Here is a 13301-nt window from a genome sequence, read left to right on the forward strand (position 1 = left end):
CAAGTCAGCGCGGTGTGTAAATGGCGTTCGCACAGCGGTTGGCGTTGACCGGTACCAATTCGAAATCCAGCAGACGCCAGTCGAGCGCTTCGATATCGGCACGGGCGCGCGCCAGTCTTGATACCAGCGCATCGGTGTCGGTGTGCGGACACACGAACGCAACGCCGGTCAGCCGGCGGCCTTCTTCACGCAGGCGCACCCGCGCGTCTGATACCCAGGGCTGCGACTCCAGATGATTCCGTATCGTCGCGCCGAGCGGGTCGATCGTATTTGTGCCCAGTTTGCGTGGCACTTCGTCGATCAGGTCACAGACTGCGGTATACAAATGCCGCAAACCGTGACGCAGGATATCGGCGCCGATGATCAGTGTGGCAATGAAATCCGCCCACCACAGGCCAAGCCCGATACCAAGCACACCCACGATGGCCGCGCCGCCGGCCAGCCAGCTCGCGCGACCCATGGTGGCGTCGGCATACAGCCCCTTGTCGTGCAGAGCGATAGCCAGACGCTGGCGTGAACGCCCGGCGACGACCGGTACCAGCATGCTGTAGGCCAGTGCGGCGAGCACAGGCCAGCCCGACCAGTCTAGCGCCGGCGTCGACCACCACGAGCCAAGAGCCGGGTGCTTGAGCGTCATCAGGCTGCGCAAACCCACATAGAGCAGATACAGGCCCATCGCAGACAGCGCAAGCGCGCCGCTCAAGAATGCGATGGTGCCTGCCCGATAAAAGCCGAAAGGAAAACGCGGCCGCGGTTGCAAACGCTCGACCCGACAGGCCACGAGGAAAGCCACCGGCGGCAACAAGGCCCAGAGGCTTTTCAGCCAGATGGCCGTGAGCGCCTGAGTCGTGCCCAGCGCAAGATAGAGCGCGGCGATTACGCTGATGCGCAGAACCAGCGTGAGCCATTCGATACGGCAGGCGCGTGCCAGCGCTTGCTGTTTGTCGCGGGGCAAGCCATTCGGGTGGCGCGGTTCGTGGTGTGTCATTCCGGCATGTTAGTGCCCGCGCCCGACGCTGTTCGGTGCTTACGGATAGATATGAATGCGTGTGCCGTCGGTGACACGCTTCCAGATCGTATCGATGGCTTCGTTGGAGACAGCGATACAGCCGTTGGTCCAGTCGCCTTCGCGCTCGCGATCGTCGTAATCGGGCTGGCCGTGAATCATGATCAGATCGCCGGGGTCCACGCCGCGCGCAGACGCATGCGCGCGGTCCCGCGCGTTCGGATACGAGATATGAATCGAGCGGTGGAAAATGCTGTCCGGGTTGCGCCAGTCCAGTCGGTACAACCCCTCCGGAGTTTTGTTATCGCCACGCTGACGCTTGGTGCCGATCGGGTTCTTGCCGAGCGCGATCGGGAACTGGTCGACCATTTCGCCATCGGCATACAGATACATCACGCGATTGGCCTTCATGACCACCACCAGATCGACCGGCATCTGCGTGCCATCATCAGCATAGTCCTGGGCGAACGCGGTTATCGGCAACGCAAGCGCAAAAATCGCGAGCGCGATTAGCAGCAAACGGGTAGGGCAGGTCGCGTTCAAGCGCATGGTTGGCTCGGGTTGAAAAATCGAAACACGCGCGGTCACGCGCCAGATGCCGCAATTCTGCCGCGCCGCACACGCGGGCGCCAACCGGGGCAACCTCAATCCTTCGGTCTATGCGGTGCTAGGATGAGCGCAGCGAGATTTAGATCGCGATGCATGCCTCTTTCGGGGCGCGCATCGCGCAGAGATATTTATCAAGTTTAGAGGATTCGACATGAGCAAGACGCCGGTCACAGTCATCAAGGGCGATGGTATCGGCCCGGATATCGTCAATGCGGCACTACGCGTGCTCGATCGGCTGGATACCGGCTTCGAGTATGAAGAGGTCATCGTCGGCCAGGCCGCGCTCGATGCCGGCGAATCGGAAGTCATGCCGGAATCGGCGCTCAAGTCGATCGAGCGTACCGGACTGGTACTCAAAGGCCCGGTTACGACCCCGTCCGGCAAGGGGTATCGCTCGGTCAATGTCGCCATGCGCAAGCATTTCGATCTTTATGCGAATGTGCGCCCGACGCTGTCGATGCCCGGCACCCAGTCGCGTTACAAGAACCTCGACATCATTACCGTGCGCGAAAACACCGGCGGCATGTATTCCGGCCAGGGCCAGAAGGTGTCGGAAGACGGCAACCGTGCTGAAGCCCTGTCGGTGATCACCCGTTCCGAGTGCGAGCGCATTATTCGTTTCGCTTTCGATATGGCGCGGGCACGCGGGCGACGCAAGGTGACGTTGGCGCACAAGGCCAACATCATGAAATCGACGTCAGGTCTGTTTTTGGAGGTCGGTCGCCAGATTTCCGAGGAATACGATGATATCGAGCACGACGAGGTGATCGTCGATGCCTGTGCGATGAAACTCGTCATGCACCCCGAACGATTCGATGTCATCGTCACGACCAATCTGTTCGGCGATATCCTGTCTGATCTGTGTGCCGGCCTGATCGGCGGCCTGGGTCTGGCGCCGGGCGCGAATATCGGCGAAACCTGTGCGATGTTCGAAGCCGTACACGGCAGCGCGCCCGATATTGCCGGCAAGGGCATTGCCAATCCGACCTCGGTGATTCTTGCCGCCGCGCTCATGCTGGAGCATGTCGACCAACCGGAGAATGCCAACCGTCTGCGGCGGGCCGTGCGCTCTGTAGTGGCCGAGCACGATCGTGTGACCCCGGATCTGGGCGGCAACGCGACGACCGAGCGGTTTACCGATGCGGTGATCGAACGGCTCGGCTAGGGGCTCTGTAGCCGGCTGCGGCACGACCGGGAAATGCGAAACGCGGTGGCTGTATTGCCGCGCGTTATCGCTGCCTGCGGGACAACGGTGTAGGCCGAGCGCATAGCAGTTGAGCGAAGCCTGATGGTGATTGCCGGTTGAATCCGTGCCGGCTACGGGCGTGCACGCGCGAAGAAAGCGGGCTTGGCGCGCAAGGTCGGTTTACGGCGGTCACCTGCGCAATTCCCGCTTGTGCCGCGACGCGTTCCTCTGCTTTTGTGCGCAAATTCCCGATGTCGACTACGGGAGATGCCGCATCCGTTCGCCCGCACGACGTCGTAGCAATCCATTGCAGGCGCATGGAATTCGATACGGCGAGAGCGCGCCGCGCAGTTCGCTTGATACGAAGGCTTTGGTGATGCGCACGTAAACGTCTATAAGCTGCGATAAAAACAGCGAAGCGCTGGCTGTCAGGCCGGATGTTCACTGGGCTGAGATGCCCAACGAGCGTGCTTCGGGCGCTTGTACTTTCGGCAAATGCCGAAGCGAGGGGATTTGTTAGCGCATGAGCGAATACCATCATCTGGCTGAAAACAGCCCGGCTGCCCTTGTGCTGGTACGCCTGAATGGCACGATCATCGCTGCAAACAATGCGGCGTGTCGCTTGCTGGGCCTCTATCGCCAGCAGATGGAACAGCTCACCGTCGATCAATGGCTGGCACGTCCGATCGAGCGTACGCGCGATGCGTTGGCACATATCCGGGCGTCCAGCGGTACCTATATCGACGTCACACTGCGCCACGGCGAAGGGTTTGAGTTCTCGGCGCAGTTGAGCAGCCGGGTTTTTGAGCATCCCGCCCATGGCCGCGTTGCCAGCATTGTGCTTCGCTTCAATGCGGCGTTGGCGACGTCCGGCGACGAAGACGCCGATGTGGCGCAGGTCGCACTGGATCATATCGACGAGGCCGCGGTGCTGCTGGACTCGAATACGCGCATCCGTGCGTTGAATCCGGCCTATACGCGCATCACCGGCTATGACGAAGCGGCGGCGCTCGGCCAGTCGCTTGAGCTGGGTGCCGCGCGCCGGGGCGCCGATTCCTGGGACGGGCTGATCGAGGCCATGAGCCCGGGTGAGCGCTGGACAGGTGAAGTGCAGAATCGACGCCGCAATGGCGAGCTTTATCCGGCCTACGTGAAGATCACAGCACTTGCGCCGAGCGAAGACGAGGCCGCGGCCCAGTTCGTCGTGGTGTTTCGCGATCTTTCGGCCGACAAGGCCTACGAGGCACGGATCGAATACCTCGCCCATTACGATACGCTCACCGGCTTGGCCAACCGTACGCTCATCGAAAAGCGTGCCGAGCTGGCCCGTATCGCGGTGGCCCGTGACGGTCGCCATCTCGCGTTATTGTTTCTCGATCTGGACGGCTTCAAAGCCGTTAACGACTCGCTCGGCCATGCCACCGGCGACGAGTTGCTTCGTCATGTTGCCGATCGCCTGCGCAGCGCGGTGAGCAAAACCGATATCGTTGCCCGGCAAGGCGGCGATGAGTTCGTGATTCTGCTCGACTCTATTTCAAAACCCGAGGATGCCGCCTATGTGGCGGCGCGGATTCAGGAAACGCTACGGGTGCCGTTGACGCTCAACGATCAGACGGTTTTCACCACGGCCAGTATCGGCATCAGCTGTTACCCCGATGACAGCCAGGATCTGACCACGCTGTTGCGAAACGCCGACATGGCTATGTATCGCGCCAAGCGTCAGGGCCATGGGCGCTATGTGTTCTATCGCCCAGAGATGGATGCCAACGCGCACTGGATGCTGCAGTTGCGCAACAACCTGCATCGTGCGCTCGACCGCGATGAACTGCATGTCTATTACCAGCCGTTTGTCGATGTCGACTCCGGCACCGTGACAGGCATTGAAGCGCTGCTGCGCTGGCAGAACGACGAACTCGGCATGGTTTCGCCCGTGGATTTCATTCCGATCGCCGAAGAAACGGGGCTGATCATCGAGATCGGCCAATGGGTGCTGCGTGCGGCCTGCCGTGAGCTCCAGCGTCTGCACGCGCGCGGCTACGATCATCTACGCGTGGCGGTGAATCTGTCGGCCCGCCAATTCCGCCAGACCGATCTTGTGGCACAGATTGCGGACGTGCTGGCAGAGACGGGGCTCGCCAGCCGATATCTGGAGCTCGAGATCACGGAAACCGTCCTCATGGAGCAGGCGGGGGCAACGCTCGATACGCTGCATGGGTTACACGAGCTGGGCGTCGCCGTCGCGCTCGACGATTTCGGTACCGGTTATTCCTCTTTGAGCTATCTGCGCCGCTTTCCGATTACCTATCTCAAGGTCGACAAGTCCTTTGTTGACGGCATACCCGGTGAAAAAGGCGATTTGACCATCACGCGTACTATCGTGGCAATGGCCCGTAGCCTGGGCATACGGGTAACGGCCGAAGGCGTCGAAACGGCGGCGCAGGGCAAATGGCTAAGGCATTGGAATTGCGAGGAGGCGCAAGGCTATTTATACAGCCTGCCACTCGCAGCCGACGATCTGGAGTGGCTGTTGTGCAACCACGACATGTTGCCGGTCAGTGGCGAAATCGGCACGCTTGCGGATAATCAATCTTCTGTACTCGAGGAATAGGCCGCTTGTCTATGCCTGAATTCTTGGCAACCTCTCGTATGCCGACCGGTGTGGAAGGGCTGGATGCGCTGCTCGGCGGCGGTCTGCCGGACCAGCGGTTGACGCTGCTCTACGGTGGAACCGGCGTGGGCAAAACGGTGCTCGCGCTCGAAGTGTTGGTGAATAATGCCAAGGCGGGGCGCCCGGGCATTGTCGTGGGCTTCGAAGAGGGGCCAGAGGAACTCATCGAAAACCATGTCTCCTTCGACTGGGGGCTGGCCGAAGCGGCCGACACCAATATCCATCTGATGGCCGCGCGCGTCGAGGACGAGTTTCGCGATGTGGGTGCGTTCGATATTTCCGGACTGCTCGCCTCAATAGAAGCCAAGATCAAACAAACCGCTGCGCGTTGGGTTTTGATCGACGGCCTCGATGCGCTTCTGGGCACTCTCGGCGACCGCGTCGCGGCCATGCGCGAGCTGTTCCGGCTCAAGCACTGGCTCACGGATTGTGGGGTTGCCGTGATCATGACGGCCAAGCTCGATGATCACGACAGCACCGGCACGACGCATTTTCGCGATATGCCTTACGTCGCCGACTGCGTCATTCGGCTGCAAAATGCTGCCCATAAGCGCACATTCGCGCGCACCTTGCGGGTGGTTAAGCTGCGTGGCGGGCAGAGCAGCAGCGCGGAAATGCCGTTCGTCATCCGTAGCAGCGGGGTGCTCGTAGCCGAGCGCGAAAACTATCCGCTCAAGGCCAAGGTTTTCGACGAACAGATCGGCAGCGGTATCGAGCGTCTGGATACGATGCTGCGTGGCGGTCTGATACGCGGCAATAGCGTTCTGATATCGGGGCCGCCGGGGGCCGCGAAAACCAGCCTTGCCGCGTGTTTCGCACGGGAGATGGCCGAAGCTGGCGAACGCGTGCTCTATATCAGCTTTGACGAGGCCGGAGAGCAGATCGTAGAGGATCTACAGTCGGTCAGTATCAATCTACGGCCGCATGTCGACAGCGGTTTGTTGAAGATGCAGGGCGTTCTTGCCGGAGCCACGAGCGCGGAAGCGCATTACATCGATATCCATCATGCGATACGCGAGTTTGCTCCGCACCATGTCATCGTCGATCCGATTTCGGCATTGGTAAAGTCCGGCGGTCTTGAAATGGCGGTAGACGTGTCAGATCGCCTGCTCGATCTGGCCAAGGCGACGGGCATCACGTTCTACGTCACTGCGCTGTCCTCGGCGCAGGCGCAGGCGAGCGATATGGAAAGCCATCTCGCCAATATCGTGGACGTATGGATCGGGGTGGATTACTGCATCGGAGAAGGCGAACGAAACCGAGCGTTGTCGGTGATCAAGGCGCGCGGGATCAATCACTCGAACCAGATACGTGAGCTCACGCTCGACGATAACGGGCCGGGGCTGGCGGACGTCTATATTGCCAGTGGCCAGATGTTGATGGGCTCGGCCCGGCTACGCGAAGAGCAGGAGTTCGAGCTGCGTTTGCGTGACGAACAACAAGCGCATGAGCGCGACCGCCGGCGGGTAGAGGCAGGCATCACCCAGACTCAGGAGCAGATCGCGACATTGACGAATCAGCTCGATAAACAGCGCCTCGAACTTGAGCAGCTCGAGCATCAGGCTCAGGCCGAAGTGCGAAGCCGTGATCACGATCGGCGTCGTTTGCTGCACAGTCGCGGTGCGGATGCCAACGACCACCGTTTCTCGGATGAGCCGTCACGATGAGCGAAGTAGAGGCCGGAGGGCACGGGATGGGAAACGAGGGTGCACGCGACGCGCTGCGCGTCTGTCTATTCGTGGCAGGCGATTCGCCCAGTTCTCGACGTGCTCGGCGCGCGCTCGAGTCGCTAATCGGCTCGCAGTCGAATGAGCAAAAGGCACAGTTCGAAGTGGTCGATGTGCTGCGCGAGCCCGAGCGCGCGCTCGAATCGAATCTGTTGGCCACGCCCACGCTGCTCATCGAACGTGGGGGACATGTCAGCCGCTATGTCGGTGACCTTCACGAGCGCGAGGACGTGCGCGAAGAGCTCTCGCATATGGCCGACAGCCCCTAAGTCAACGAGGATAGTAGAAGGCCCGGGTGCGGCGTTTCGTTAAATGCCTCCACCCGAACAACGCGAGACAAGAGCAGCGGCCACGGCGCGGGCCGGTCAGCTGCGCCCCGCTGGCGAGTGTGGCTTGAGCCGAGCGCAGGTTATGCGTTCGTTGCCGCCGAGATCCGGCGTCGTCTTAACGGCTGACCATGTCGTGAGCATGGCTCGCACGGCCGCGCCCTGGTCGGCGCCGTGTTCGAGATACAGAGCGCCGCCGACATCGAGATGATCGCGCGCGCCGGCGACGATGCGCTGCAGGTCCGCAAGACCATTGGCGGGTGCGACCAGTGCCGCGTGTGGCTCGTGCTTGAGTTCAGCGGCGGCCAGATGACGATCGCCCGGCGCGATATAGGGTGGATTGGAGACGATGATATCGAAGCGCTTGTCCCCGATCGCCTCGTACCAGCGCCCGAGAGCGAACTCGATCTGATTCAAACCCAGCCGCGTTGCGTTGTCTTGTGCACACGCCAATGCGCCTGCGCTCGCATCGGTGGCGGTAATCGACCAGGCTGGGCGTTCGCTGGCCAGCGCCAGGGCGATCGCGCCGCTGCCCGTGCCCAGATCGAGCAGCTGATGCGGCGCGCTGTCGTGGGCGTCGAGTACCGCCTCGACCAGCGTTTCCGTATCCGGACGCGGCACGAGCACGTCGGGCGTCACGCCGAGATCGAGTGTCCAGAAGCCGACCGTGCCGGTGATATAAGCCAACGGCTCACCCGCGGCGCGGCGTGCGACCAGCGCATCGAAACGGCGGCGCGGCGCGTCGTCGACGATATCGTGAGCGTGTACCACAAGCCAGCTATGATCGACGCCGAGCACCTGCTCGAGCAGGCGCTGTGCATCTAGATCCGGGCTGTCGCTATGCTCGGCCAGACGCGTGCGCGCAGCGCGGCGTAGCGCGTCGACGGTATTCGTCACGACGGCTCGATCAGGCCGCGCCCATTTCGGCGAGCAGATCGGCCTGGTGTTCACTGGTCAGGGCATCGACGATCTCTTCGAGATTGCCGGCCATTACATCGTCGAGCTTGTAGAGGGTGAGATTGATGCGGTGATCGGTCACCCGGCCCTGCGGGAAGTTATAGGTGCGAATACGCTCGGAGCGATCGCCGCTGCCGACGAGTTTCTTGCGCGTGGCCGCCTGTTCGCTGGCCTGTTTGTCCTGTTCGGCGGTCATCAGTTTGGTCTGCAGCAAACTCATCGCCCGGGCGCGGTTCTTGTGCTGGGAGCGCTCCTGCTGGCATTCGACGACCACGCCGGTGGGAATGTGGGTGATGCGGATCGCCGAGTCGGTCTTGTTGATGTGCTGGCCACCCGCGCCCTGGGCGCGAAAGGTATCGACACGAATATCGTTGGCGTTGATATCGATCGCGCCGACTTCATCCTGCTCGGGCAAGACCGCCACGGTACAAGCGGAGGTATGAATACGGCCTTGCGATTCGGTGGCCGGCACGCGCTGAACGCGATGCGCGCCGGATTCGAACTTCAGCCGCGAAAAAGCGCCGGTGCCGATCAGGCGCGAGATCACTTCCTTGTAGCCACCGTGCTCGCCTTCGCTGGCTGACAGGATTTCGACCTGCCAGCCCTGTTTTTCTGCGTAGCTGGAATACATGCGCAGCAGATCGCCCGCGAACAGCGCAGCTTCGTCGCCGCCGGTACCGGCACGAATTTCGAGATAGAGGTTGGCGTTGTCGTTCGGATCGCGTGGGATGAGATGCTTGCGTAGCGCCGCCTCGAGGCCGACAAGCCGCTCGCGCGCGTCGTCGAGTTCGACTTCGGCCATTTCGCGCAGTTCGGCTTCGTCCGAGTTCTCCATTTCTTCCAGGTCGGCCATTTCGTCGACCAGCGCGCGCCAGGCCCGATAGTCGGCGGACAGCGATTCAAGCTGGGCATATTCCTGGGACATGCGCCGGAACTTGTCCTGATCACCGATGACCTCCGGGTCGGACAGCGAGTGCGCGAGGTCTTCATGGCGTTCGACCAGTTCCTCGAGTTTGGCGCGCAGGGAATCTTTCATTCGTTGTCTTCTTTGGTCGTCTTGAAAACGGCGTGGTGCGCGTTGTAGGCGTGTGTTTCATTATCGAGCTGAAACAGATCACGGGCGCTGGTCAGCAGTTCCTGCTGATGCGCACCGCGCGCCTTGCGCAGCGTCGCGCTTGGGTCGTGCATCAGTTTGTTGGTCAGCGTGTGGGCTAGATAGGCGAGCACGTCGTCGGCGTTCTCGCCGCGCGCCAGTCGCCGCCGTGCCTTCGCAAGCACGTCCTCGCGGGCGGCGTAGGCCTGATGGCGCAGATCGCGAATGGTATCGATCGCCTGGCGCGAGTCCAGCCAGTCGATATATTCCTCGATGCGCCCATCGAGCATACCGTCGGCCAGCGTGGCCGCCTTTTCGCGCGAGCGGCGATTATCGTCGATGACGCTTTGCAGGTCATCCACCGAATACAGATAGATGTCCTCGAGCTTGCCCGCAGCCGGGTCGATGTCGCGCGGTACGGCGAGGTCGAGTGCGAACATCGGTTTGCGGCGGCGCTGGCGAACCGCGTCGCGCAGATCGTCGAAGTCCACCAGATAGCCGGGCGCCGCGGTCGACGAGATCAGCATGTCGGCTTCGGCAAGATGGGTCGCGACATCCTCGAGCGCGATCGCGTAGCCGTGATAGCGCGTGGCCAGTTCCTGAGCACGTTCGACACTGCGATTGGCAAAGATCATGCGTTGCACGCCCGCTTCGGCGAGATAGCGCGCCGCCAGATCGACGGTTTCGCCGGCACCAATGAACATGGCCGAGGTTTCCGACAGATCGGCAAAGATCTGACGCGCCAGACTCACTCCGGCATACGCCACGGACACCGGATTGGCGCCGATCTCGGTCTGGCTACGAATCTGCTTGGCTACCGCGAAGCTGTGTTCGAACAAACGCGTGAGCAGCGGGCCGGCGCCACGCGCGGCACGCGCGCTGCGATAGGCGTTTTTCATCTGCCCGAGAATCTGCGGCTCACCGAGAATCATCGAATCCAGTCCGGCCGCCACGCGCAAACTGTGGCGTACGGTCTCGCGATCGCGATGAATATAGAAGTAGGGCGCCATGTCGTCGTCGTTGAGCCCGCGCTGTTCGCACAGCCAACGACGCAGGGAACCGTCGCCCGGGGCGTCGGTCACAGCATAGAGTTCGGTGCGATTGCAGGTCGACAGAATCGCGCCCTCGTGCACATGCGGCAGGCGCAGGAAATCGTCGAGCGCAGCATCGAATTGCTCGGGCGGAAACGCCGCGGTCTCACGGACCGATAGCGGGGCGGTGATATGGTTCAAGCCGACGGTCAGCAGCGTCATGGGGTTATTCTACCGCTACCGCCACTTACGCCGCGCGCTTTGCATAGCCGCTGGTTGGATCGTCGCGCTATCATTGACTTATGCATATTAACGACGTGAATGATACGGGCCGCGCTCGTGCCGGCTTGCGCTGGCGTGCGGCCGGTCTGTTGCTCGGTTGTGTTGTGCTCCTGGCCGCCGGTTGTGCGGGCCAGCCCGGCACGCATCCTGGCGCGGACGTGCGCATCGACGCCAATGCCGTGCCACCGAGCCCGGTGAGCCGGCGCGAGGCTTACGAATACCACGTGCTCGCCGGCGAAATGGCGATCCAGCGCGACAACCGCGCTCTGGCTGCGCGAGAATATGTGGCCGCTCTCGAATATTCCAACGATCCGGCGCTAGCCAAGCGTGCAACGCGAATTGCGCTATTCGCAGAGCAGCCCGATCTCGCCTATCGCGCGGCTACCCTTTGGGCGCGTAACGAACCGGACTCGCTGGACGCGCAGCGTACCGCCGCGCGCATGGCAGTGGCCAACGAAGACGCCGACGGTCTCGCTCTCTATGCGCCGGCGCTGGTTCAGGCAGCCGCCTCGCCGGATATCGGCTATCGCCTGCTGGCCGACGTGGTCAGCGGGGCGCCCAACGCCACCGATATGGTCATCGATACCTTGTCGAACATGGCGCAGGCCGATAGCGCCAGCGCGCCGGCGCAGTACGCGCTGGGCGTGGTCGCACTGCGCTACGATCGCAGCGAGATCGCCGCCCGTGCGGCCGAACGCGCACTCGCACTCGATCCGAACTGGAACGATGCCGTGCTGCTGCAGGCCGGTGTATGGATTCGTGGCGGCGAAACCGCGAAGGCACAGCAGCTCGTCGACAAGCTGCCGGGTAATGCCGTCAGTCGTGCGCAATACCATCTGGCGCTTGCGCGTCTTTTGATCGAGGCCGACGAGGAAGACGCGGCGCTCGGCGAGTTCGAACAGGCTACACAGCTGCAACCGGACAATTCCGACGCACGCTATGGTCTGGCGATTCTATCGCTGAGTCTGGGCCAGCTCGAACGGGCGGAAACGGCCTTCACCCGCCTGTACGATAATAACGAGCGTGCGGACGATGCGGCGTTCTATCTGGGCACCATCGCCGAGCAGCGCGAGGACTACGCCCAGGCGCAGCGCTGGTATCAACGGGTCGAAAACGGCGGCCACGCGTTCGAAGCGCAGGTGCGCGGTGCGCGCATGATCTTCATGCAGGACGACCTGCCGGGTGCACAGCGCCGGCTGAGCGAGTTGCGGGCCATCTATCCCGATCTGGCTGAACAGCTCTACGCCGCAGAAGGGCAGTTGCTCTACGAAGCTGACGAACCGCGCGCGGCGCTGGATATCTACAATCACGCCCTCGATGAGATTCCGGATAGCAGCGAACTGCGCTATGGCCGTTCCATGGCGTATGAGCGTCTTGGCGATATCGAGGCCGCAAAGAACGACTTGCAGGCCGTGCTCGACAGCGAGCCCGACGATGCGCGCGCGCTCAATGCATTGGGCTATCTGATCGCCAACCACGGCACCGACTACGAGCGCGCCGCCGAGTACATCCGGCGCGCGCTCGAAGCCGAGCCGGACAATCCGGCCATTCTCGATAGCATGGGCTGGGTCGAGTATCGTCTCGGCAATCTGGACACGGCGCGCCATTATCTGGAACGTGCCTACCGGGATTTTCCGGACGCCGAAGTGGCGGCGCATCTGGGCGAAGTTCTCTGGCAACAAGGCCAGCATGAGGCCGCGCGCCGCATATGGCAGAACGCGATGGCGGATAATTCCGACCATCCCGTGCTCACTGAAACCGTGGAACGTCTCGACCCATGAAGAAACTTCTCGTCTGTTTACTTGCCGCTGCCGTGTTGTCCGGCTGCGCGATCATTCGCAAGCCGGCTGAAACCGAGGCCGGGGTGGTCGATGCCGCTGCATGGGCCGAGCACAAGAACGAACTGGCCGATTTCAGCATCTGGTCGCTTCAGGGCCGGGTGGCCACGGGGCAGCTTCTGGGCTGGACCGGTAATCTGAGCTGGCGCCAGCAGGGTGAAGACTTCGACGTGCGTCTGTCCGGACCGTTGGGCGCGGGCGGGTTTCGTGCCAAGGGCTCGCTCGACGACGTCGTCGTCATTCAGACCAAGGACGAGCGCTTCGTGACCACCGAGCCGGATATTCTGGTCGAGCGCACGCTGGGCTGGACGTTTCCGCTCGAGCCGCTGCGCTTCTGGGCGCGCGGACTCCCGGCACCCGGTGGCTACGACCGTATCAGCGTAGATGCGCAGGGGCGCATGATCTCGCTTGAACAGAAGGGCTGGGCGCTGTCGTTTCCCGACTATATCGAACCCGAAAACGCGCCCGCCGTACCGCGGCGCATCGTACTCGACAACGGTGAGACGCGTATCCGACTGGTGGTCGATCGCTGGTTCGATATCGACGGCGTATCACGCGCGAATTGACACTGACGCTAG

The 13301-nt window shown here is 62.2% G+C and carries 11 protein-coding genes; 6 read left to right on the top strand and 5 right to left on the bottom strand.

Going from position 1 to position 13301, the window contains the following annotated elements:
• Window positions 1-4 precede the first annotated feature (4 nt).
• Both SSPSH_RS05995 and SSPSH_RS06000 read right to left on the bottom strand, forming a co-directional pair.
• Entirely contained in the window at window positions 5-988 is a 984-nt protein-coding gene (locus SSPSH_RS05995) for a cation efflux transmembrane domain-containing protein (protein WP_006915076.1), read from the bottom strand.
• 39 nt (window positions 989-1027) lie between these two features.
• Window positions 1028-1555 carry a L,D-transpeptidase family protein gene (locus SSPSH_RS06000; protein WP_021031486.1) on the bottom strand — a complete coding sequence of 176 codons (528 nt, stop codon included), beginning with the start codon at window positions 1553-1555 and terminating at the stop codon, window positions 1028-1030.
• Between the two features lie 211 nt (window positions 1556-1766).
• Here SSPSH_RS06000 and SSPSH_RS06005 point away from each other — a divergent pair, with 211 nt between their 5' ends.
• From SSPSH_RS06005 to SSPSH_RS06020, 4 genes are all read left to right on the top strand, one after another.
• A complete protein-coding gene (locus SSPSH_RS06005; RefSeq protein ID WP_006915078.1) occupies window positions 1767-2780 on the top strand; it encodes an isocitrate dehydrogenase in 1014 nt (337 codons plus the stop codon).
• Window positions 2781-3324: 544 nt separating this feature from the next.
• Window positions 3325-5409, top strand: coding sequence for a putative bifunctional diguanylate cyclase/phosphodiesterase (locus SSPSH_RS06010; RefSeq protein WP_006915079.1), 2085 nt, complete (start codon window positions 3325-3327; stop codon window positions 5407-5409).
• 23 nt (window positions 5410-5432) lie between these two features.
• On the top strand, window positions 5433-7136 hold the full coding sequence (gene kaiC / locus SSPSH_RS17805; protein WP_206772385.1) for a circadian clock protein KaiC: 1704 nt from the start codon (window positions 5433-5435) through the stop codon (window positions 7134-7136).
• Window positions 7137-7162: 26 nt separating this feature from the next.
• On the top strand, window positions 7163-7465 hold the full coding sequence (locus tag SSPSH_RS06020; protein WP_006915081.1) for a circadian clock KaiB family protein: 303 nt from the start codon (window positions 7163-7165) through the stop codon (window positions 7463-7465).
• Between the two features lie 96 nt (window positions 7466-7561).
• Here SSPSH_RS06020 and prmC read toward each other — a convergent pair whose 3' ends face one another.
• From prmC to hemA, 3 genes are read right to left on the bottom strand one after another with little or no spacing between them, the layout of a single operon-like run.
• On the bottom strand, window positions 7562-8419 hold the full coding sequence (prmC, locus tag SSPSH_RS06025; protein ID WP_006915082.1) for a peptide chain release factor N(5)-glutamine methyltransferase: 858 nt from the start codon (window positions 8417-8419) through the stop codon (window positions 7562-7564).
• A gap of 10 nt (window positions 8420-8429) precedes the next feature.
• Entirely contained in the window at window positions 8430-9515 is a 1086-nt protein-coding gene (prfA, locus tag SSPSH_RS06030; protein ID WP_006915083.1) for a peptide chain release factor 1, read from the bottom strand.
• The gene (hemA, locus tag SSPSH_RS06035) at window positions 9512-10825 is read right to left on the bottom strand and encodes a glutamyl-tRNA reductase (RefSeq protein WP_006915084.1); all 1314 of its coding nucleotides are present in this window, start codon (window positions 10823-10825) and stop codon (window positions 9512-9514) included. The genes prfA and hemA overlap by 4 nt, the downstream gene beginning before the upstream one ends.
• Window positions 10826-10905: 80 nt before the next feature.
• Here hemA and SSPSH_RS06040 point away from each other — a divergent pair, with 80 nt between their 5' ends.
• A complete protein-coding gene (locus SSPSH_RS06040) occupies window positions 10906-12666 on the top strand; it encodes a tetratricopeptide repeat protein (RefSeq protein ID WP_006915085.1) in 1761 nt (586 codons plus the stop codon).
• Entirely contained in the window at window positions 12663-13289 is a 627-nt protein-coding gene (gene lolB, locus SSPSH_RS06045) for a lipoprotein insertase outer membrane protein LolB (RefSeq protein ID WP_006915086.1), read from the top strand. The genes SSPSH_RS06040 and lolB overlap by 4 nt, the downstream gene beginning before the upstream one ends.
• The last annotated feature ends 12 nt before the right edge of the window (window positions 13290-13301 follow it).

The organism is Salinisphaera shabanensis E1L3A, assembly GCF_000215955.2.
GTDB lineage: Bacteria > Pseudomonadota > Gammaproteobacteria > Nevskiales > Salinisphaeraceae > Salinisphaera > Salinisphaera shabanensis.